This window comes from Cyclobacterium roseum, from assembly GCF_010119225.1.
GTDB classification, from domain to species: Bacteria; Bacteroidota; Bacteroidia; order Cytophagales; family Cyclobacteriaceae; genus Cyclobacterium; species Cyclobacterium roseum.
This window is the reverse complement of sequence record NZ_WNKF01000004.1, coordinates 98,327-121,725: the sequence shown is the minus strand read 5'-3', so window position 1 is coordinate 121,725 and position 23,399 is coordinate 98,327. Positions and strand designations below refer to the sequence as shown.

Annotated in this window: 17 protein-coding genes; 10 read left to right on the top strand and 7 right to left on the bottom strand. The window is 46.6% G+C overall.

Going from position 1 to position 23,399, the window contains the following annotated elements:
* Positions 1-18 precede the first annotated feature (18 nt).
* From GJQ68_RS07340 to GJQ68_RS07320, 5 genes are all read right to left on the bottom strand, one after another.
* On the bottom strand, positions 19-1,350 hold the full coding sequence (locus tag GJQ68_RS07340) for an FGGY-family carbohydrate kinase (RefSeq protein ID WP_162416659.1): 1,332 nt from the start codon (positions 1,348-1,350) through the stop codon (positions 19-21).
* A 41-nt stretch (positions 1,351-1,391) separates the two neighbouring features.
* Entirely contained in the window at positions 1,392-2,675 is a 1,284-nt protein-coding gene (locus tag GJQ68_RS07335) for a TIM barrel protein (RefSeq protein ID WP_162416658.1), read from the bottom strand.
* A gap of 9 nt (positions 2,676-2,684) precedes the next feature.
* Positions 2,685-4,793: a bifunctional aldolase/short-chain dehydrogenase gene (locus GJQ68_RS07330; protein WP_162416657.1), complete on the bottom strand. Its 2,109-nt coding sequence runs from the start codon at positions 4,791-4,793 to the stop codon at positions 2,685-2,687.
* A gap of 217 nt (positions 4,794-5,010) precedes the next feature.
* Positions 5,011-5,787: an SDR family NAD(P)-dependent oxidoreductase gene (locus GJQ68_RS07325; protein WP_162416656.1), complete on the bottom strand. Its 777-nt coding sequence runs from the start codon at positions 5,785-5,787 to the stop codon at positions 5,011-5,013.
* 64 nt (positions 5,788-5,851) lie between these two features.
* Positions 5,852-7,567: an IlvD/Edd family dehydratase gene (locus GJQ68_RS07320; protein ID WP_162416655.1), complete on the bottom strand. Its 1,716-nt coding sequence runs from the start codon at positions 7,565-7,567 to the stop codon at positions 5,852-5,854.
* A 343-nt stretch (positions 7,568-7,910) separates the two neighbouring features.
* Here GJQ68_RS07320 and GJQ68_RS07315 point away from each other — a divergent pair, with 343 nt between their 5' ends.
* The 8 genes from GJQ68_RS07315 (at position 7,911) to GJQ68_RS07280 (ending at position 17,806) form a co-directional block, all read left to right on the top strand.
* The gene (locus GJQ68_RS07315; protein WP_162416654.1) at positions 7,911-9,653 is read left to right on the top strand and encodes a GMC oxidoreductase; all 1,743 of its coding nucleotides are present in this window, start codon (positions 7,911-7,913) and stop codon (positions 9,651-9,653) included.
* 197 nt (positions 9,654-9,850) lie between these two features.
* A complete protein-coding gene (pnuC, locus tag GJQ68_RS07310; protein ID WP_235941187.1) occupies positions 9,851-10,474 on the top strand; it encodes a nicotinamide riboside transporter PnuC in 624 nt (207 codons plus the stop codon).
* On the top strand, positions 10,467-11,003 hold the full coding sequence (locus tag GJQ68_RS07305; RefSeq protein ID WP_162416653.1) for an AAA family ATPase: 537 nt from the start codon (positions 10,467-10,469) through the stop codon (positions 11,001-11,003). Before pnuC ends, GJQ68_RS07305 begins: the two co-directional genes overlap by 8 nt.
* 136 nt (positions 11,004-11,139) lie before the next feature.
* Positions 11,140-11,403, top strand: coding sequence for a DUF4212 domain-containing protein (locus GJQ68_RS07300; protein WP_162416652.1), 264 nt, complete (start codon positions 11,140-11,142; stop codon positions 11,401-11,403).
* Between the two features lie 22 nt (positions 11,404-11,425).
* Positions 11,426-13,111, top strand: coding sequence for a sodium:solute symporter family protein (locus tag GJQ68_RS07295; RefSeq protein ID WP_162416651.1), 1,686 nt, complete (start codon positions 11,426-11,428; stop codon positions 13,109-13,111).
* Positions 13,112-13,198: 87 nt separating this feature from the next.
* Complete coding sequence (acs, locus tag GJQ68_RS07290) at positions 13,199-15,097, top strand: acetate--CoA ligase (RefSeq protein WP_162416650.1); 1,899 nt, start codon at positions 13,199-13,201, stop codon at positions 15,095-15,097.
* An 86-nt stretch (positions 15,098-15,183) separates the two neighbouring features.
* Positions 15,184-17,130, top strand: coding sequence for a DUF294 nucleotidyltransferase-like domain-containing protein (locus GJQ68_RS07285; protein ID WP_162416649.1), 1,947 nt, complete (start codon positions 15,184-15,186; stop codon positions 17,128-17,130).
* A 1-nt stretch (position 17,131) separates the two neighbouring features.
* Positions 17,132-17,806, top strand: coding sequence for a 3'-5' exonuclease (locus tag GJQ68_RS07280; protein WP_162416648.1), 675 nt, complete (start codon positions 17,132-17,134; stop codon positions 17,804-17,806).
* Between the two features lie 3 nt (positions 17,807-17,809).
* Here GJQ68_RS07280 and GJQ68_RS07275 read toward each other — a convergent pair whose 3' ends face one another.
* Positions 17,810-19,198, bottom strand: coding sequence for a DUF4403 family protein (locus tag GJQ68_RS07275; protein ID WP_162416647.1), 1,389 nt, complete (start codon positions 19,196-19,198; stop codon positions 17,810-17,812).
* A gap of 155 nt (positions 19,199-19,353) precedes the next feature.
* On the opposite strand from GJQ68_RS07275, the gene ytxJ reads away from it, so the two are divergent.
* Positions 19,354-19,692, top strand: a complete 339-nt coding sequence (ytxJ, locus tag GJQ68_RS07270) for a bacillithiol system redox-active protein YtxJ (protein ID WP_162416646.1) — start codon at positions 19,354-19,356, stop codon at positions 19,690-19,692.
* A 135-nt stretch (positions 19,693-19,827) separates the two neighbouring features.
* Entirely contained in the window at positions 19,828-22,683 is a 2,856-nt protein-coding gene (locus GJQ68_RS07265; RefSeq protein ID WP_162416645.1) for an outer membrane beta-barrel protein, read from the top strand.
* Between the two features lie 190 nt (positions 22,684-22,873).
* Here the strand turns inward: GJQ68_RS07265 and GJQ68_RS07260 are convergent, their stop codons facing one another.
* Complete coding sequence (locus GJQ68_RS07260) at positions 22,874-23,398, bottom strand: hypothetical protein (RefSeq protein ID WP_162416644.1); 525 nt, start codon at positions 23,396-23,398, stop codon at positions 22,874-22,876.
* Between the last annotated feature and the right edge of the window lies 1 nt (position 23,399).

Below are 23,399 nucleotides of genomic sequence, written 5' to 3'. Positions count from 1 at the left end.
GGTCCTTTGCAATGGGTTTTAGGAAAACGCTTTTAACATCAAGGCTGCTCCATAAGCAGAACCCAGGGGAAAATCCGAAAAAACCAACTCGTAGTCCTCTAAAAGTTCGGTTAAAAACCGGATAAACACCTTATTGTGTACAAAGCCTCCGTCAATATACACTTTTTTTGTATCCGATGCACCTTTGGCCATCATCAATGAGGCTACCTGCATTCGGGCCAAACCAAACACCAGATGGTGATACGCCGTCTCAAAATCGGGAAAGCCTGCAATTTCCCAATGGTTCTCGGGGAATACTTCTTTCACCAAAGGCGTTTTTGCAATGGTTTCTGGATAAAATGTGCCCTCCGTTTCACCGCTTAGTAAGGACTGTACCAAGCCTTCATTTGGAAGAATGTCTTTGTAATACTTGGCTTCTTTTTGAAAATGGCCATTTATTTTTTCCAATTGCTTATCCAGTTCGTAGCCCAGAAAAAACCGGCTTGCCTTTACCGTTTTGCCGTGGATGGAAAGAAAGTTCAAACAATCGTTTTGTAATTCTGCAGTGGTTAGCTCTCGTTTCGGAAAAGGGTTAAGTGTGATGCTCCAGGTTCCTGTAGAAATCAGGACAAAGGGCTCCTTGATTTTGATCAGGTAGGAAGCCAGGGCAGAAGAGCTGTCATGGATGCCCACCCCCACCTGTACTTTTTTACCACAAATCACTTTCTCAAAGCTGTGGGTCGTAGGAACTTGCTTTGGGAGTTTCTTATCAATCTGCTCCTCGTAGACCCACTCGTGGTAATCTCCTTTCGGAAAATCCCATAGTTTTGTATGGCAGCCTATGGAGGTGGGTTCGGTAACGGCCTCTCCGGTAAATAAATACGAAATGTACTGCGGTAAATGTAGGGCGTATTTTATCTTCCGGAAGGTTTCCGGCTTTTTCTTCTTCAACCAATATAATTGCAAACCCGAATTCAACATGCCCAGGGTCGGGGATGCGGTAGTTTGATTGATGCTGGCTTCCGGGTAGCGCCCGTAAAATTCGGTGTGCAGGTCTTCCGGAAAATCCTTGAGGTAATTGTAAATCGGTGTCACGGGCTTTCCATCTTCACCAATAGAAACAAAAGAAGCCCCATAGGTGGAAAAATTCAGTGCTTTTACATCGTATTTCGGATTCCTGCACAGCTCTTCTACGGTATCCTTTGCCCATTGGGTGATTTTATCCAAATCATCGCATTCTTCTCCATCTTCATCTTTGATGGTAGGAAATTTGACATAGGTTTCATTGATCTCGTTGAGCTGTTCATCAAAGAGAAAGAATTTTTTATTGGTTTTTCCGATGTCAAAAATAGCGATTACCGGTTGGGGCATTGTATAGTCAATTTAGAATGGAAGAAATGAGCGGCTTTCATTTAGAGACCGGTGGCCTGGCTTTTGCTGCCGCGTTCGAGCACCAGGTTTTTCCGAAGGTCCAGTTTTCGATATGCCGCGACAGGTTGTAGGGCAGCACCTGCCCGAAGCCGTGCCTCGGCAATTAAAGGTCTGGCATCTGTTCGAAATGCGGCCTGAAGAATTTCCTGGGCCAAAACAGGATCGTTATCCTCCCTGGCACTTTCCAGCGCGTCCCGATCTACCAATAATGCCTGAGCGTAAGCCAGCTGAATGGCTTCTATTGATTGTAGCAAGTCTTCCATGGGATCTTTCAGGTTATGGCTGGCATCAATCATCCAGGCTGGCGAAGGATTGGCAGACTGATTGTCCTCCATTCCGGCTACCAGTTCATTGAAGATCAAAAATAACTGATAGGGTTTCATGGCTCCGACCGTCAGGTCATCGTCCCCGAATTTGGAATCATTAAAATGAAACCCGCCCAATTTTCCCTGCATCATCAGTGTGGCTACAATTTGCTCTATATTGGTATTTGGAAGGTGGTGACCCAGGTCTACCAGGGTAAATGCCCGATCACCCAATTGAGAAGCAAGTAAATGGGAAGTGCCCCAGTCCTGAATGACAGTATGGTAAAAGTTGGGTTCAAAAGGCTTGTATTCGACAAATAGCTTCCAATCCTTTGGCATGCCAGCATATATTTCCTTCAGGGATTCCAAGGTTCGCTGCAAGGCTTTTCGGAAATTCATTTGACCGGGAAAAGAAGAACCATCTGCCAGCCATACGGTTAATGACTTGGATCCGAGCATCTCGCCGTAGCGAATGACTTCCAGGTTGTGGTCAACGGCTTGTCGGCGAACCCGTGCATCGGTATGACAGAGCGAACCAAATTTATAGGATCGTTCCTGTTCCGGCTGATCCTGAAAGGTATTGGAATTGACCGCATCAAAGAGCAGCCCGTGCTCGGTGGCCAGTGCTTTGATTTTTGCCACATCTTCAGGTATATCCCAGGGAATGTGTAAAGAGATGGCTCCGGAGCCTGCATTTAAAGCATGCAGCGTTCCCACATCGGTTATTTTCTCTTCCAGCGAGCGGGGCTCACCGCCACCGGGAAATCTGCCGAATCGGGTGCCACCAGTACCTAGTGCCCAACTGGGAATTGCCACCTGGAATTCCTGAATTTTACGAATCAGTTTATCTGCCTCAAGGTTTTGAGCTTTCAACCGTTGGCTTAGATACTCAAAACTCTCCCGGTGTTCCGGGAGAGCTTGATCATTGAGTAATCGGATTTGATTTTTATCTAGTTGCATACGACAGATTTATCTCACAAAAGCGGCCGCAACTCCTCCGTCTACATTCAGGATGTTGCCGGTACTTTTACTTAGATGGCCACCTACAAAAGCAAAAACGCCATTAGCAATGTCCTCTACACCGATGATTTCATTCATGATGGTTCGCTTGGCATAAAAGGCTGGAAGCTCTTCCACTGTGATGCCATAGGCTTTTGCCCGGCCTTTGGCCCACTCGCCTTCCCAAATTTTGCTGCCTTCAATCACCGCATCAGGGTTAACCACATTGACCCGGATCTTATCTTTGCCAAGTTCGGCGGCCAATAGTCGGCTCATGTGAACCTGTGCTGCTTTTGCCGTTCCGTACCCGACGTTATTAGGTCCGGAAACCAAGGCATTTTTACTGGCGATATTGATGATATCTCCTCCTTTATTCTGAGCGCGTAAGATTTCTACTCCTGCTTTTGATACCGCAAACTGCCCCTTCACCAACACATTTTGAAGAATGTCCCAATCTTTTTCGGAGGTCTGTTCTATCGGTTTGGATATGGCCAATCCGGCACAGTTGACAATGATATCAACGCCCCCAAACTTAAGGCAGGCTGCACGAAGGGCTTCTTCGATGTCCTCCATTTTGGTGACATCCATAAGGGTTCCTGATCCAGTGTCCTTGTTATAGGTATCCAGTGCCTGATCCAGGTTATCTTTATTGATATCCGTGATAAATACACAAGCACCTTCTTTGGCTAGTTTGTCGGCAATGGCTTTTCCGATTCCTCCGGCTCCGCCAGTGACAAAGGCCACTTTACGGGACATGGGCTGTTCTTTGGGCATGCGCTGTAACTTGGCCTCTTCCAATAACCAGTATTCAATATCAAAAGCTTCCTGTAAGGGTAGGGAAACGTATTCGGAAACAGCTTCGGCTCCCTTCATTACGTTGATGGCATTGGTATAAAACTCACTTGCCACACGGGAAGTCTGCTTATTTTTAGCATAGGAAAACATCCCTACTCCCGGCCAAAGGATGACCACCGGATTGGAATCTCTCATGGCAGGGCTGTTGGGCCGCTTGTGATCCTCGTAATACTTGGTATAATATTGCCGGTATTCTTCAAATTCCTTTTCCAGATAGGTTTTTACCTCCGACATGTCTGTCAGATCCTTGTCGGCAGGAATATCCAATACCAGCGGTCTGATCTTTGTTCGTAAAAAATGATCGGGGCAGCTGGTTCCCAAGGGGGCTAATTTTTCGAGATCATTGCTGTTGATAAATTCCAGCACCCGCTCGTCGTCGGAAAAATGCCCCACCATGCGATTAAAGCTGGAAGCAAGGCCCCTCAAATGAGGTGCGATCTTTGATGCCTGGGATTTTCTTTCTGCTTCGGGAAGGGAGGTTACTTTTTGTCCGCCAAATACGGGACGCTTCTTTCCGTAGTTTTCTTCGAGGAACTGAGAAGCTTTATCAATTACTTCCAGGCTATTAATGTAGCAGTCATAGGAGGTTTCGCCCCAGGTAAAAAGCCCGTGTCCACCCAGCATGATTCCCCGGATGCCTGGGTTTTCTTTCAGTGCCTGATCCAGTTTCAACGCCAGATCAAAGCCCGGTCGCTGCCAGGGAACCCAGGCAATTTGGCCTTCAAATAATTCTTGCGTAATCTTTTCCCCTTCTTTAGAAGCAGCGATGGCGATGGCTGCATCCGGGTGCAGGTGATCGATGTGCTTAAACGGTAATACCGCATGAAGAGGAGTGTCAATGGAAGGCGCTTTGGAGTCAAGATCGTAAATACAATGGTTAAATAACGCCACCATTTCGTCTTCGAATTCCAGTCCCCGATACACGTTCTTCAGGGCCAACAGTTTGTCCATATACAATCCGGCCAAACCGCTTCTTTTCAGGGTGCCAATATCACCACCGGATCCTTTGATCCACATTACTTCCGTGTCTTTCTTGGTTAGGGGGTCTTTTTCAACGGTCTTGCAACTGGTATTGCCACCGCCATAGTTGGTGATTCTAAGGTCTGCACCCAAAATATTGGACCTGTAAAGCAAAAGGGCGATTTGGTCATCTCCCAACGCTTTTGCTTTCGCATCGTCCCACAGGTAATCTACGTGTTTAAAAGTGTTTTTTGTAACTGCCATATTTTAAGAAAATAGATTTGATTTTAAGATAAATTAAGCGAATTTAAATTATTATTAATACTTAACTGTCCTGTTCTATGCTGACTGAATGGTTAAATCTCTGTTACCTATAGCTTAATATTCACAAAAACCATTCAAATTCCATTAAAATAACCTGAATAACGGAAAATTTTAATAAGCAGCGCCGTTTTTGACTACCTTCTATCCGATAGATCCCTTATTCATAAGGTGAGGGGCTGGTAGCGGTCCATCCCCCATCTATGACCAGGCTTTGTCCGGTAATATGTCTTGCCTGGGGCGAGACCAAAAAGGCGACGGCTTCGGCAATATCCACCGGGTGGGCGGGTTTTCCCATAGGAGTAATCCTAGACCAGGTTTCTTCGTACCCTTCTTCGCGGGCAGTCCGCTCCGTGATGGTCGCTCCCGGGGCAATGGCATTTACGTTTATCCGGTGTGGAGAGAGTTCCAGGACCAGCGTTTTAGCGAGCATTTCCAGCGCCGCTTTACTCATCCCATAAGCCGCCAGGTTTTTGTGTGCCTGATGTCCGGTAACCGAAGACATAAACAGCAGACTTCCACCGCTCTTTTGAGCAATCATTTGTTTAGAAGCTGCCTGAGCCAGAAAGAAACTACCCACCAAATTGAGCTGCAGTACCTTATTAAAATCCGCCTCCCTGTACGTCAAAAACTCCCCGAAAACGGTAATGCCCGCATTGGCAATCGCTATGTCCAGGGAGCCAAATTTGGAAACGGTTTCGTTCATCAGCCGGGTGATAAAACCCGTATCAGACGCATCACCAGCAAAGCCTTTGCAATAATCAGGGAATTCCCGGTTGATTTTTGCTACAGCTTTGTCAGTAATTGAAGGATCCAGATCATTTAGCATTACGTAGATTCCTCTGGAAGCCAGCAGGCGACAAATTTCATAGCCTATGCCCGTTCCGGCCCCGGTGACCAGCGCCACCGGTTGGGAGGATTTTTCGTGCGCATTCATCTAGCATATAGGATTTGTAGGTTAGTTAGAATGGGCATAACCGCCCGTCCGAAATAGAGGATCATTAGTGTGAATCTTTGGTAACCTCGCTGCCGGAATTTCCTTTCAGAAAATCCAGGTCTGCTCCCAGGTTAGCCTGCTCGACATGTTTGACGTATAAGCTTACATAACCCCTTTCAGTCATTGGAGCAGGTTTCTTCCAGGCGGCTTTTCGCTGCTGGAGTTCTTCGTTTGATACCAGGAGATTTAGCTTTCGGTTTTCCACGTCTAATTCTATCAGGTCTCCATTTTGAACCACGGCGAAGTTTCCGCCCTCCGCTGCCTCAGGTGTGGCATGCAGAACGACGGTTCCGAAACCTGTTCCGCTCATTCGCCCATCAGAAATCCGGATCATGTCCTTGATTCCTTTGGCCAAAACCTTGGGAGGGAGTCCCATATTTCCCACTTCCGGCATGCCAGGGTAGCCCTTAGGTCCTACATTCTTCAATACCATGATGGAATGTTCATCGATATCCAGATCTGGATCGTCGATTTTGTTTTTATAATCATCGATATCTTCGAAAACCACGGCCTTGCCAGTATGCTTCATTAACTCGGGACTGGCGGCAGAGGGTTTGATGATGGCTCCTGTTTCACACAGGTTGCCATTGAGCACTACAATTCCGGAAAGGGGATTAAAGGGCTTATCAATGGTAGCAATTACGTTTTCATTGTAATTTTCAAAGCGTTCGTTGATTTTACCAATTGCCTGCCCGGTGACGGTAATGGCCTCATTGTGCAAGTGTTCCTTTAATTGTCGGATGATAGGTGGTAGTCCGCCGGCATAATAGAAATCTTCCATGAAGTAGGTTCCCGAAGGCTGCAAATTGGCCAATAGGGGAATTTTGGAAGAAAATTTGTCAAAATCCTCCAGTGTAAGTGGAATCCCCATTCTTCCAGCAATGGCCAGCAAGTGAATGACAAAATTGGTGGATCCGCCAATGGCTGCATTTACCATGATGGCATTTTCGAAGGCATCCCTTGTCAGGATATCCGATAGTTTCAGGTCATTTTCCACCATTTTTACAATTTCCATACCGGATAGGTGGGCCATTACCTTTCTTCCCGTGTCGGGTGCCGGAATGGCAGCATTACCCGGAAGAGACAGCCCCAGCGATTCTACCATACAGGCCATGGTGGAGGCAGTGCCCATCACGCCACAGTGTCCATCGCTTCTGCAAAGTCCGGATTCGGCCACGTATAAGTCTTCCTGGCTCATTTTTCCTGAGCGCGAATCTTCACTAAAGCGCCAGATATCGGAGGTGCTAATTTCGGCGCCTCTGTATCTTCCGGTTAGCATGGGTCCGCCGGAGACCACGATGGTGGGGAGGTTTACGCTGGCAGCACCCATTACCAGGGAGGGAGTGGTTTTGTCACAACCACACAATAGTACCACCCCATCCAGAGGATTGGCCCGAATGGACTCTTCCGTATCCATGCTGGCAAGGTTTCGATAGAGCATGGCGGTGGGTTTCATCACCGTTTCGCCCAGAGACATGACGGGAAATTCCACCGGGTATCCTCCTGCCTCCAGGATTCCTTTCTTCACAAATTCGGCAAGCTCCCGGAAATGGGAATTGCATGGGGTAAGTTCCGACCAGGTATTGCAGATACCGATCATGGGTTTTCCTCCCAGTTCGTGGGTGGGTATTCCCTGTTTTTTAAACCAAGACCTGTAGATCAGGCCGTCTTTGCCGGTTTTACCAAACCAGCCCTGGCTTCTCCGTTCCTTTTTCTTCATCTTTTTGGATTCTATTGTCAATATAGAAAAGTGACTTCCATTGAAGGGTAGTCCTTTTGTTCGATTGAAAGTATAAGATTAGTAAATGTTTGGGCAAAATAAAATTTTACAATTTAAAAATCGTCTTCCGGATAGGGGATTTCAATTCCCCACCTGATCCTAAGCATTTTCAGAATTTCCCGGAAACCTTATTCCGGTATTTTCAACGTGTTATTCCAAGGATTCAGCAACCCTTTTTGGTTTGCTAAGTTTTTGGGATAGGATTCTGGGGGCAGATGATGAAAATTTAGGGAGAATCCCCTATTTTAGGCCGTCAATTAAAATAAACATCAAATCAATACCAATGAGTTTTGAAATCCAATCATCCATGGACAGCTACGATGTCATCATCGTAGGCTCAGGTGCCGGGGGCGGCATGGCCAGTAAGATCCTTTCAGAGTCCGGTTTAAGTGTGGCGGTGGTAGAAGCAGGAAGTGACTTTGACCCGGCTTTGGAAGAATACCGCACCCAACTTCGCTGGCCCTGGGAATCTCCCAGACGGGGCGCAAACACCGTTAGAGCCTTTGGCGATTTTGATGCTGCCTACGGTGGATGGGAAATCAAGGGAGAGCCCTACACCCGAAAGGACGGCACCCAATTCGATTGGTTCCGTTCCCGAATGGTGGGCGGAAGAACCAATCATTGGGGTAGAATCTCCCTGCGTTTCGGGCCGGATGATTTCAAAAGGAAAGATATTGACGGGCTGGGAGATAACTGGCCTATCGGATATGAGGATGTAAAACCCTATTACGATAGAGTAGATCAAATCGTGGGTGTTTTTGGCACCAAAGAGGGCATTCGCAATGAACCGGACGGTTTTTTCCTTCCTCCCCCTAAACCACGGCTGCACGAGCTGGCGTTTATGGAAGGCGGAAAGAAGATAAATCTGCCAGTCATTCCCTCCCGGATATCAGTCTTGACCCGGCCGGTAAATAACGAGCGCGGAGCTTGTTTTTTCTGTGCGCAATGTAATCGGGCTTGTCAGGTTTACGGTGATTTTTCTTCCGGAACGGTCTTGGTAAAACCGGCCATCAAGAAAGGCAAGGTAGACTTGTATACCTATGCAATGGTTCGCAAAGTAACCACCGACGAAAAAGGAGAAGCTACTGGAATTTCCTATGTGAGCAAGGTGGACATGCAGGAGTACAAGCTCAAGGCCCGGGTAGTCGTTTTGGGAGCATCTGCCTGTGAAAGTGCGCGGATCATGATGAACTCCAGTTCACCCCAGCATCCCAACGGAATTTCCAATAGCAGCGGTACCCTGGGTCGGTACCTGCACGATTCTACCGGAGCCAGCCGCTCGGCACTCATGCCTTCGTTTTTGGGAAGAGATAAGTACAATGAAGACGGGGTAGGTTCCATGCACGTCTATACTCCCTGGTGGTTGGATAATAAAAAGCTTGATTTTCCCAGAGGATATCATCTGGAATTTGGAGGAGGCATGCGAATGCCTAACTATGGATTCGGTTTTGGAATGGACTCCATGAGAAACTTTCTCAAGGATGAATTTGGAAAACCCCGGCCAAACGGTGGCTATGGTGAAGGATTGAAGAAGGACATTCGCAGTGTCTACGGTGCCACGGTAGGTATTGCCGGTCGGGGGGAAAGTGTGCCCCAATACGACAACTATTGTGAAATAGACCCTCATACGGTAGATAAATATGGAATTCCGGTACTCCGCTTTCATTACAAATGGACAGACTATGAGGTGAAGCAGGCCCGGCACATGCAGGACACCTTCGAAGAAATCTTTGATGCCATGGGTGCTCAGGTAATGGGCAACAAACCCGGTGCGGATAACCAATACGGCCTGGCTGCTCCCGGACGTATTATTCACGAAGTCGGGACGGTACGTATGGGAAATGATCCCAAAACCTCGGTTTTGAATAAGTTTTCCCAGGCCCATGAATGCAACAACTTGTTTGTGGTAGATGCAGGCTCTTTTGTGTCCCAGGCGGACAAAAACCCTACCTGGACCATTATGGCCCTTTCCATCAGAACCTCCGAATACATTGTGGACCAATTGAAAAAGAAGAATATTGGATAAAAAATTGGCCGGATAGGGAACCTGTTGATCAGCCATCGCTCAATGATCAGGTTCCAGTTAAACCTTTGAGGTCTTTGGGGCTTCGAAGGTTTTTTATGTTTGGCTTCGGTAAAGACCTTCGCGGTTTTGGAAGCCCCAAAGGTCGGGTCCGGACTTTCTGATTTTTTTGTGTAAGATATTTAATTCAAATTCACCCCGTGGATTGGCAAAACATTATAGAAGGCCTGCAAACAGGTATTCAGGAAATGAACTGGCTGGAAGCCCTGGCGGTTTTCTTTGGTTTGGCTTCTGTTTATTATTCTATAAAGGAGAATATACTGGTATTTCCTACCGGTATTATCAGTACGCTAATTTATGTATGGATCTGTTTACAGGTCGGCTTGTATGCAGACATGGGGATCAATGCCTATTATTTTTCCATGTCTATTTTTGGCTGGTATGTCTGGTCCCATCCAAGGCCGGGCAAAGTCGTCGTACCGGTTACCTGGATGAAGGGCAGGGAAATATTACAGGCTTTGGCCCTGTTCCTTCTGGCCTATGGCTTGTTGTATTATGTTTTACGCTTTTATACCGACAGCGACGTGCCCGGTTGGGATTCCTTTACCACAGCGTCTGCCTTTGTAGGTATGTGGTTGATGGCAAAAAAGAAGGTGGAGAATTGGATCGCCTGGATAATTACCGATTTGGTTTCGGTGCCCCTTTATTTTTACAAGGGACTGGTACTTACTTCTTTTCAGTTTTTTGTCTTTACGGTATTGGCAGTAATAGGTCTGATGGCCTGGATCCGCGCTGCCCGAAAATACGAGGAAATCAATGTATAAATTGGTGATTATCGGGCCAGAATCTACCGGCAAAAGCTCTCTGAGTGAAGCCCTGTCCCGGCATTTTGGCGAACCATGGGTTCCGGAATATGCCCGGGAATACCTGGAAGGACTGGGCCGGCCGTACCGCTATGAGGACCTGCTGCGGATCGCGCGGGGACAGATTCGAACCGAGGACGAATTGACCGCTCAGGCAAAAGAGCTCCTTATCTGTGACACGGATTTGCGGGTAATAAAAATATGGAGTGAACACAAGTACGGCAGTACCGACCCCTGGATAAAGCAGCAAATAAAGGAGAGGTCCTATGATCTTTACCTGCTTACGGATATTGACATACCCTGGCAGGAAGATCCGCTCAGGGAACATCCGGACCCGGACTTAAGAATCCATTTCATGGCACAGTACGAAAAGGAATTGGATACCTCGGGGGTTCCCTGGGTAAAAATTTCAGGATCTGAGCCTAACCGGCTGGAATCTGCCATACAAGTAATAAATAAAGGTAAAGGAAAAAAGAGCCCAAGCCCGTAAATCGGGGAACCAATTATCTTGTTGTTTCACCGAATCTGTTATAATTTGAGGAGATTAACGGATTCATGCTGATGGTTACGGAATTTTTGAATATTTTCAGGATTATTCTTAAACAATAAAGACAAACTACCCACACATGCCTACCCATAAAGAACAAATGAAGAAATACTGGAAGCGAAATATTCGGACGGTATTGATACTGCTTTCCGTTTGGTTTCTGGTCTCCTTTGGTTTCGGAATTATCCTGGCAGAACCGCTGAATGCGATAAGAATAGGCGGATATAAACTGGGTTTTTGGTTTGCTCAGCAGGGATCCATATTTACCTTCGTAGTATTAATTTTTGTTTACGTGTATCGTATGAACAAATTGGATGAAGAATTTGATGTCAACGAAAAATAATTTCTAAACCCATTGACCTAATATGGATATTTTAACCTGGACCTACATTTTGGTAGGCCTGTCATTTGCCTTGTACATTGGGATTGCCATATACACACGGGCGGGATCAACCAAAGAATTTTACACCGCAGGAGGAGGCGTTTCCCCCTTGGCTAATGGAATGGCAACTGCTGCCGATTGGATGTCGGCGGCTTCGTTTATTTCAATGGCGGGTATCATTGCCTTTTCGGGGTATGATGGCTCTGTCTATCTGATGGGCTGGACCGGAGGCTACGTTTTATTGGCCATGTTGCTGGCCCCTTACCTTCGAAAGTTTGGAAAATTTACCGTTCCTGATTTTGTAGGAGACCGTTATTATAGCAACAAGGCCCGGGTGGTGGCCGTGTTTTGTGCTTTATTTATCTCTTTTACTTATGTGGCAGGACAGATGCGGGGAGTTGGAATCGTTTTCTCCAGATACCTTGAGGTGGAAATTGAACTAGGAGTCATTATTGGCATGACGATAGTCTTTTTTTATGCCGTTTTGGGAGGAATGAAGGGAATTACTTATACCCAGGTGGCTCAGTATTGTGTGTTGATTTTTGCTTTTATGGTTCCGGCCATCTTTATTTCCATACAACTAACCGGGAATCCGGTACCCCAGCTAGGGCTGGGAGGAACGGTACAGGATGGAAGCTACCTTCTGGACAAGTTGGACGGCATCTTGTTGGACCTGGGGTTTCATGAGTATACCTCAGGCAGAAAGTCGGTGACGGATATTTTTGCCATCACGCTGGCATTGATGGTGGGTACGGCAGGACTGCCACATGTGATCGTCCGTTTTTTTACCGTTCCCAGGGTGAAAGATGCCCGGTTATCGGCTGGTTACGCACTGGTTTTTATCGCAATTCTATACACCACGGCACCGGCAGTCGCTGCCTTTGGTATTTACAATGCCATTGATACGGTGGCCGGGAAGCCGGTGGATGAATTGCCGGTTTGGGTAGAGAATTGGCAGAAAACGAATCTAATTGTCGTAGATGATTTAAATCAGGATGGGGTGGTCCAATACCTGGCCGATCCGGATAAAAACGAACTTACAGTAGACAAGGACATCATGGTATTGGCGGCCCCTGAAATCGCAGAACTACCCAACTGGGTGGTGGGGTTAGTAGCTGCCGGGGGAATGGCCGCAGCCTTATCCACCGCTGCGGGCTTGCTTTTGGTAATCTCTACCTCTGTATCGCGAGACCTTTTCCGGACCTTTGTGCCTCAGATGACCGAAAAAACCGAATTGATTATCGCGCGGGTTTCAGCAGCAGTGGCGGTTATTATTGCCGGTTATTTTGGTATCAATCCTCCCGGATTCGTGGCAGAGGTGGTTGCCTTTGCATTTGGCTTGGCGGCGGCTTCTTTTTTTCCGGTGATCATTATGGGAATTTTTTCCACCAAAATGAACAAGGAAGGAGCGATTGCGGGAATGGTCAGCGGTCTTGTATTCACGCTGGCGTATATCATCTACTTCAAATTTATTAACCCGGAAGCCAACGTCAGCGAAAACTGGTGGTTTGGAATATCCCCGGAAGGTATCGGTAGCCTGGGGATGCTGATCAATTTTGTAGCCTGTTTCATCGTATCTAAATTTACCCCTGCCCCCCCTGAGGATGTTCAGGAAATGATTCAGGACATTCGGATTCCCCGAGGTGCGGGCAAGGCCCAGGATCATTAGTCATCAGGGATTATGCCCGGTAAAAAGTGCATAGAGAATAAATTTACTGTAATTTTATAGAACTATAAAAACCTAAAATATCAGACGATGAGTGATAGAATTCATACACTAAGCGGTTATTTCCATGAATACCAAAAAAGCGTGGCAGATCCGGAAAACTTCTGGGCACGTGTAGCGGATTCGTTCCATTGGAAAAAACGCTGGGATAAGGTATTGGACTGGAATTTTGAAGGTCCGGATGTAAAATGGTTTCTGAATGGAAAGTTAAACATCACCGAAAACATTCTGGAAAGATACCAGTACACCATCGGTGACCGACCGGCCATTGTATGGGAACCCAATGAACCCGATGAGGAGGGCAGGACGCTTACTTACAAACAACTGTTTGAGGAAGTTTGCCGCTTCTCGAATGTGTTGCAGGAAAAAGGAGTAAAAAAGGGAGACAAGGTAATCATCTACATGCCTATGGTTCCCGAGGCTGCCGTGGCCATGCTTGCCTGTGCCAGGGTTGGTGCGATACATTCCGTGGTTTTTGCCGGATTTTCCAGTAATGCCCTTTCGGATAGAATTAACGATTGCGAGGCAAAGGTGGTCCTTACGGCAGATGGGAATTTTCGGGGAAAGAAAAAAATTCCGGTAAAGGCAGTCGTCGATGAAGCACTGGAAACCACATCTACCATAGAAACAGTTATCGTTTATCAGCGGACCCAACAGGAGGTCACCATGAAAGAAGGCCGGGATTTTTGGTGGCATGAGGCCATATCCGGTGCTTCCACCGAACATGAGGCGGTAGAAATGGACAGTGAGGATATCTTATTTATACTATACACCTCCGGATCTACCGGAAAGCCTAAAGGAGTGGTTCACACCTGTGGAGGTTATATGGTTTATTCCAAATATACCTTTGAAAACGTCTTTCAGTACAACCCGGGCGATGTGTACTGGTGTACGGCGGATATCGGATGGATTACAGGGCATTCTTATATTGTCTATGGACCCTTGTTGTCCGGAGCGACATCCGTTATGTTCGAGGGCGTACCCACGTATCCAGATGCAGGACGTTTTTGGCAGATTGTAGATAAATACAAGGTGAACCAGTTTTACACCGCTCCCACCGCCATCAGGGCACTGCAGGCACATGGAACCGATCCCATTGCCCCCTATAAATTGGATTCGTTGACGGTACTCGGCTCTGTGGGTGAGCCCATCAATGAGGAAGCCTGGCATTGGTACCATACCCATATAGGAAAAACGAAATGCCCGATAGTGGATACCTGGTGGCAAACCGAAACCGGAGGTATAATGGTCTCCCCATTGGCTGGAATTACGCCTACCAAACCAGCTTATGCCACCTTGCCCCTACCCGGCGTTCAACTGGCGATCATGGATACAGAAGGAAAAGAGATGATTGGAAACTCAGTGGAGGGTAACCTTTGCGTCAAATTTCCATGGCCCGGCATGATACGCACCACTTACGGTGATCACGATCGTTGTAAGCAAACCTATTTTTCGGCCTATAAAGGCATGTATTTCACAGGAGATGGGGTAAAAAGAGACCACGATGGCTACTACCGAATTCTCGGAAGGGTGGACGATGTGATCAATGTTTCGGGTCACCGAATGGGAACGGCAGAAGTAGAAAATGCCATCAACGAACACCCATTGGTCGTGGAATCGGCCGTAGTGGGCTATCCCCATCAGGTCAAAGGGCAGGGAATCTATGCCTATGTAATCTGCGACATGAAGAATCGTACCGAGCAGAACCTGGTGGGCGAAATTAAGGATTCGGTTACCAAAATTATTGGTCCAATAGCCAAGCCCGACAAAATTCAAATTGTTCCGGGCCTACCAAAAACCCGGTCTGGTAAAATAATGCGCCGGATCCTCAGAAAAGTGGCGGAAGGTAATATGGACAATTTGGGTGACACCTCTACTTTACTGGATCCGGATGTGGTCGACCAGATAATTAAAGGCAGGATCGAATAAGTTAATTTCGTTAATTTGTTCGATTGCTGGGGAGAAGGCAAGGCGATTGCCCTGCTTTCTCTTTTCCTGCTTAGAATGAACTCCCTATGGCCAATGTCATTGTTAACCGGATCATTGATTTCCTGAAAAAGTATCCACCATTCAGTTTTTTGTCCAATGAATTACTTGGGCAGGTGGCTGCTGAGGTGGATTTAATCTACTTCGAAAAAGAAGAGTTTTTATTCCAGAAAGGAGAGCCGGCTAAGAGTTATTTTTTTGTTGTCAAGGAAGGAGCCATTAAACTGACCGATAAGGCCGGGGGAGTAGAGGAAACGGTTGAATTCTGTGACGAGGGGGATGTATTCGGTGTCCTGGCTCTGTTGGGAAAGCGCCCCTACATTCTCAATGCCAGAGCCAACGAACCCAGCTTGATAATCGCCGTACCGGTAGGAATCTTTGAAAAGATTTTGAATGAGAACAGCCAGGTTAGCCTTTATTTTGCCTCGGGTTTTGCTTCAGGGCAGGTAGTAGTCCGCTCCGGACTGTCCCAAACGCAGAAAGTCAGGGATTTGCTTGGAAGAAAACCGGACGAAAACGGACTGATGTTGTTATCCGGACAGCGAACGCTACAGTATTCCCATCCGGTAATTCAATGTCCGCTTGGCACCTCGGTTTTCAACGCCGTTATCCAAATGAGTAAGGCCAGCGTAGGGTCTATAATGGTGGTGGATGAAAACCAACACCCCAAAGGTATCATTACGGACAAGGACCTGAGAAACCGACTTATTGCTAAAGGACTTTCTTACGATACCCGGGTAGAAGCAATCATGAGTCAGCCGGTTGTAACGGCCAGCAAAGAACTGGAATTTTCCGAGGTTTACCTGAACATGGTCAAGCACCGCTTGCATCATTTGGTCTTTACGGAAGACGGCAGTCCGGATTCGCCCCTGCTGGGAATCATTTCGGATCATGACATTCTCCTTTCTCAGGGAAACAGCCCGGCGGTACTGATCAAAGCCTTGCAGGAAAGTGAAGACATCCATGAGATGGCGAAATTGAGGAACCAGGCAGAGGGTATGTTAAAGTATTACCTGGAAAATGAACTGTCTATTGATTTTATTGCGGGCATCCTCACAGAAATCAATGATACGATCATTCGTAGCGCCATCCGGCTTGCTTTAACCAAACTTCAGCCCAGTTTTCCAGAGGTACAGGAGCTGGATTTTTGCTTTTTGGGCCTGGGCTCGGAAGGGCGGGGAGAACAATTGTTGCGAACCGACCTGGACAATGCGCTGGTATATCAGGATGTGCCTGAACACCTCCGGGAAAAAGCCCAAAGCTTCATGCACTTGCTGAGCAGGGATGTCCTGGACGTGCTTTTTGCTTGTGGTTTTCACTCCTGCCCGGCGGAAATGATGGCCAACAATCCCCAATGGTGTCAACCGCTTTCTCAATGGAAACGTTATTTCAGCCAGTGGATTCGGGAACCCAATCCCCAATCGCTAATGATGGGCACCATTTTTTTTGACTTCCGGGCGGTAGCTGGGAAGCATTCTCTGGCGGATGCTTTGACACAACATGTGTACGAGGAGATCCGGCAGGAAAAGGTTTTTCTGAATTTTTTTGCCAAAAATGCCCTGCTGAACCCGCCGCCGCTGGGGTTTTTCCGGAATTTTATGGTAGAAAAATCGGGCGAGCACGCGGAGAAATTCGATATAAAGCTCCGGGCCATGATGCCTTTGGCAGATGCGGCCAGGGTTTTGATCCTCAGTCACCAGGTGGTGGGAATCAATAACACCTTCAAGCGTTACGAGAAGTTGGCCGAATTGGAACCTAACCAGGCCTCCCTTTTCAGGGATGCCGGAAAAGCGTATGAAATATTTATGCGCATTCGGGCACTTGAAGGACTGGCTAACGAGTCCTCGGGTCGCTTTATCCAGCCCGATTCCCTGGGGAAATTGCAACGTCAACTTCTAAAGAATGCCTTTTTCCCTATTGACGAAATTCAAAAGATTCTGAAAGTGCGCTTTCAGTTGGACTATTTTGGTAACTGATATGGACTGGAGGGCACTTTTCGGCTTTGCTTCGCTACCCAAGCCGGATTTCATAAGCGCTTACGAAAAGTCTCTGGAACGAAAAATTCCAAAGAGTAAACCCTTGTCCGAACTGGCGTTTTTGGTGCTGGACACGGAAACGACCGGATTAGATGTCAAAAAAGATCATGTACTCTCTTACGGTTCCCTACAGGTTATCGATAGCCGAATTCGGATTTCCAGTTCAAAGGAGTTTTATCTTAAACCCAAAAAAAGAAATCGGGAAGCCATCAAAGTACATGGGCTCGTCCAAGAAAGGCCCTATGTCAGCCGGGAACGGGTCATCCGAACGTTTCTTGAAGATGCCAGGCATCAGGTACTGGTAGGCCACCATATTGGATTTGATCTGGCCATGTTAGAGCGGGTGGGGAAATCCCTGGGCTTGCGAAAAATAAAAAACCCGGCGCTGGATACCTACGATCTGGCCGTCCGGCTGGATAGAGGAAGGTATTACGACCCCCACACCGTGCCTTCAAAGGAGTACTCCCTGGATCATCTTTGCGAGCGGTATGCCATTGCATTGGATGACCGTCACACGGCTGCCGGTGATGCTTTCCTGACGGCCCAGCTTTTGGTGAAGCTTTTAAAGGTCGCCGAAGCAAAGGGAATCAAGACCTATGGAGATTTGCTGGGCTAGTCTTTATTCCGCGAACCGCGTTTCGATACCTGCGGTGGCCTGCACGTGGATGACCAAATCCGTTCGGGTGGGATAGATGCCTTTTACGGATACTTCCGGATTTTGCAATGAAAAGCTGGCAATTGGGCTTTGCCATGCCCCCATTTCCAACAGGGAGGCTTTTGCAGGTTCCAGGTATTCATCCACCGGAATGACCGCCCGTTTTTGGATGGTTTTTCGGATTTTCCTTCTTCTCAACCAATTGGCTGTATTGGTGAAGAAATCCGCCGTTTCCAGCTTGAATGCTATATCCGAAAACTCAATGGTTTGATTTTGTTTGTTAAACAGCGGTTTAGCGGCCAGGTGGAAGGTTCCCCGCAGGTCTTTTTTACCTTCCCGCAAGCCTAGAAATTGCATGCTTACCAGTACCCGGTCTTCATGGTGCCCCAAGGTGAAATTTTCGGCAAGCATTCGGGTTTTGTTATCGAGAATAAGCACAGAGTCTTTCAGCGTTTGATTCAAAAAAGTTGCTATTTCCTCATAGCTAAGGACTATAGGGAAGGTAAGGTCCAATTCGTTTTCTTCCACTTCCGCCAGGGTCACAGGAGGTAGCATGGGTAATTCGGTGGCCAAAGGCCTGTCTTTTTGGCTGAGCATTTCACCCGTCAGCCCGATTCCGATTTGCAATTGCTGGGAAGGTGTAAACCGTTGGTGAATGATTAACTCCTCCGGATCGGGATACACATAATTTCCGGAAAGACCATTGGAAATGTACCTGGGTTTTCCAAAGCTGCTCCAAAAACTGTCCGCTATATTTTTAAGATCAAGGGCAGCAAGGGCTCCGTTGCGTAATTGGTTTTCCATAATGCCCGCCACCTGCTTTTTCACGAAGGGTTCAAAATCCATTTGAAAGCCCAGGACATCTAAAGAAAGGGATTTTCCAAGGGAAAGAATGTCCAGTTCTTCCAGATCAAAGCTCCAGTCATCTTGTAAGACAGGCAAAAAAAGGATTTTGGGACTCAGTTCCTCCCGGAACGGCAACGCGGTGGATACTTTTTGGCCAAAAATCCGTTTTTCCAGTCGGATGGATCCGTCGGCCAATACCGGTAATCCCAATTGAAGTTTGCCCTCATCCGTAGCAGCTATTGAAAGGTCGCCTCTTTTTTCCAGAAGAAGATTGGCTACCAATCCATCCCCCAATTCTAATCCCTCCTCCTGCACCAATTGCTGCTTTAACCCCTGGTTTATCTGGGCTTCTATAAACGGTAGCGGCACATCCAGGTTCAAATTTATGCGGGCGGTAGCCTTAGGCAGTGCCGGGGGAGATCCAGGATTACCGGGCTGCAGACTCTTACAGGCGAGACCGGTGAATAGAAAGATAAAAATGCAGGTATTGGAAAGGTATCGATACATGGTAATAAGAACGCAGAAATGATCTATTCCGGATGCAACTTCCAGAATTAAGTTGGTTTTGAAAGAACAAATATAGAATTATTCCAAATTTTTGGATAGCTGTTGAACTTAAAAGACGGGGATTTTGGTTATTTATTCTGAAAACAGTAAAGAATATGAGCTGGAAGAAACTAGAAAATTTATCCCAAATTCAACAAATAAAGGAAGAAAGCAAGGAAAAGCCCGTGGTGATTTTCAAGCATTCTTCCAGATGCTCCATTAGCAGCATGGCCTGGAACCGGATGGAAAGAAGTTGGCAAGAAGCAGACAACCAGCGACTATCACCTTACTTTTTAGATCTGATTGCCCACAGGGATATTTCCAATGCCATTGAAAGAGAGTTTGAGGTGGCCCATGCCTCTCCTCAGGTAATTGTGATCAGAGATGGAAAAGCCATTTACGACAATAGCCACATGGGAATCAACTATCGGGACATCACTTCGGTAGCGGTCTAAGCGAGGTCAATTGGATTATCTCCCAATTTTACCGTTTAATTCTATTTTTCTCCCTTAATACTTTTTTTCTTCGGCACTTAAACCCAACAGAAGAATGCCGGTCTAATCCTCGTACAAAGTTAACCAAGAAATACGATGAGGATTAGTACTCTTTTTGCCTTTTTCCTGGGCATGTTATTGATGGGCACCCATTTAGAAGCCCGGCAGGATCGACCAACTCCACCCATGATCCAGGGAAAAATAGTGGAGCAGGGCAGTGAAGACCCCATGATTGGCGCTAACGTAGTGCTCAAAACGCAAGGGGATACCCTGATCAGTAGTACTACCACCGGGCCGGACGGGACATTTAAAATCGCCTATCCCCGCACTCCCGTATTCAAATTGGAAGTTTCCTATGTAGGATTTGAAAAAATCACCCGTGAATTTACCAGAGGGATGCCTTTGGATGTAGGAGTTATCGCCATTCAGGAGGACAGCCAGTTATTGGGTGAGGTGGTGATCGAAGGAGAAAATGCCGTAGGTGAAATGAAAGGGGATACGGCTGTGTTTAATGCCAGTGCGTTTAAAACAAGGGAAAACGCCATGGCCGAAGATCTTATTGGTAAGCTGCCCGGCATCACCATAGAAAATGGTCAGGTTCAGGCGCAGGGAGAACAAGTACAAAAGGTATTGGTCGACGGACGTGAATTTTTTGGAAACGATCCCTCTATTGCATTAAGGAATCTTCCCGCTGATGCCATTTCCAGCGTAGAAGTATTGGACCAACGTTCCGATCAATCCCGTCTTACCGGCCTGGATGACGGTAATTATGCCAAAACCATCAACATCATTACCAAGGGAAATATGCGGAACAGCTATTTCGGTAGGGTATACGGGGGCTACGGTACGGATAATACCTATTCCGTAGGGGGGAACATTAATTTTTTCAACGGGGACAGAAGAATATCCATAATCGGCATGTCCAATAATGTGAACCAGCAAAACTTCGCCTCTGACGATCTGTTGGGGGTAAGTGGAGGGCTAGGCGGCGGTGGCCGAAGAGGGCGACGGGGAGGACCTGGCGGAAATAGTTTCGGTGTTGGTTCGAACAACGGAATTGTTACAACCAATTCACTGGGATTAAATTATAGCGATAAATGGGGTGAAAAAATCAATTTTACCGGAAGTTATTTTTTCAATGCCACCGACAATACTGTTTTTGAAAACACAAACCGGGAAACGGTCATCACAGAAGAGCAGCGTCAGGTATATCAGGAAGACCAAATCAGCACCATTAATAATAGGAATCATCGCATGAATGCCCGGATGGAATACGATATCAATGAGAAGAATGCCTTGATTATCAGCCCCAGCATTAATTTTCAGGATAATTACCGATTCAGTAACCTGGAGGGGCTAAACCTGGACCAATCCCTGGATTCCCTTAGTGATACCCGAAACCTTACTGAGAATGAGACCCAGGGTTATTCTTTTTCAAATAACCTGACTTACCGGTATAAGTTCGATAAAGTCGGCCGGACAGTATCGCTTGATTTATTTACCTCCTGGAACCAACGAGATGAACTAACCGACCTGATCTCTTCTAATAAGGATTACGTCAGAAATGCCTTTGATACCCTGGTACAGGAAACGACCGCCTTGTCGGATGGCTTTAATTACCGGACCAACCTAACCTATACCGAGCCTATTAGTGAAAAATCGGTGGCTACGTTTTCTTACCAGGTAGGCAATAATAAAAGTGCCGCAGATCAGAAAACTTTCCAACTGGCCAATGAACAAGGGATCATGGTACTCGATACGGCATTGAGTAACGAATTTGATAACAAGTTCCTCACTCAGCGAGCCGGTTTGGGGTATCGGTACAATCACAAAGGGCTGAATTTAAATATGAACCTGGATTACCAGTATGCAGTGTTGGACAATGAAAGCGTATTTCCAACAGAGGGCACCTTCTATCGGGATTTTAAGAATTTCATGCCTACCCTGACCATGAATTACCGAACCGAAACGGGTACCAGCTACCGGTTCCGGTACCGGACACGTACAGATGAACCCAGTGTCAATCAGCTCCAGAATGTGATCAATAACAGCAACCCACTGAACCTTTCGGTAGGTAATCCTTCGCTGGGCCAAAGTTACAATCACTCCATGTTTGTCAATATGTCTAAATTTAACATGGAGACAAACAAGTCCTTCTTCGTGTTTTTATTTACCAATTTAAATAATAATTACATAGGGACCAGCACCTTTGTGGCCCCTCAGGATACCCTGATAAATAATGAGGTGTTGCTCAGGAGAGGCGGACAGATCACCAGCCCGGTAAACCTAAGCGGACAAATGAATGCCCGGCTTTTTCTTAGTTATGGAACCAGCATTCCAAAATGGAAAACCAAGGTGAATTTGAACCCTGGTGTCAGTTATGGCCGTACGCCGGGGATTATTAACGGTCAGACCAACACCAATGAGAACATTGACATTCGACAGGGTGTTACCTTTGCCAGTAATATCAGTAAAGATGTGGATTTTACGCTGTCCACCACGGCTACCTATACCCTTGTCAACAGCAGCCTCCAATCAAATCTGGACCAGAATTATTACATCCAAAACAGCAACCTGCGGTTTTATTATTCTCCAAATGACGGGAAGACCTTTATTGCCAATAATGTGAACAATATGTTGTACCGAGGACTTTCGGAAGGTCTGGACCAATCGGTTTGGTTATGGAATATTGAAGCAGGATACCGATTCCTAAAGAATAATAAGGGAGAGCTCAAAGTGTATGTTTTTGACCTGCTCAAACAAAATAACAGTATCTCCAGGTCCATATCCGATGTGGCGGTTACAGACACCTATTCCAATGTGTTGACCCGTTATGCCATGGTTTCCTTTACCTATATCATCGGTAATTTCAAAAAGTCTGATATGCCGGATGAAGGCGACAGACCAGGAGGTTACCGGGGTCCTGGCAGGGGTGGAGCGAGGAGCTGGTAAGAAATTCTTTTAGGAGGACTGTTCATGCAATTCGGAGAATATGGCACTTACTAAAGAAAGGTTTTGCACGGATGTGTGAGAAGGGGAGACTGGAGAGAACGAAGAGAGGGGGAGCCTTTAGAGAATGGATCGTCCATCTTCCTCCATCTCATTCAATCGTAAGCATGCGAACGAGTTTGATGGATGGCGACTAATAACTCAGTCCCAAACTCAAGCCTGCAAAAACCGGCTGAAAAGCCCAATAATTGCGGGGCTTAATGGGCATGGCAAAAAATGGGGTGTACCCCACTCTAAAAAAGAATCCCCCTCCTGGCTTTTGATACCTATAGCCAATTCTTAAAGGTATGGCCGCATCAAAAACCACTTTATCGATTGTTTCAAATGATTCCGAATCAAAACCTAAACTTCTGGTTAAGTAAGAAGTAACTCCCATGCCCAATTCCAGATGATGGTTTGACTTACCATAAAATGCTGATATCTCTACGGGTACTACCGGGAGCCATGTTGTTTTAGCATTTAATCTGTGATGAAACATTGAAAAACCTGCACTCGCATTTAGCTTTAGTTTCCCTTTTTGATGGAATATACGCCCATAATTGATTGCATACCGGCCTGCATTTCCACCAACCTCAAGAGAGACTGCCTGCTTTGCGGTAAATTTTTCAACTTCTGTTTGAGCTGTTACCCTAAAGGAAATAGCGAAGGAAATAACCAAA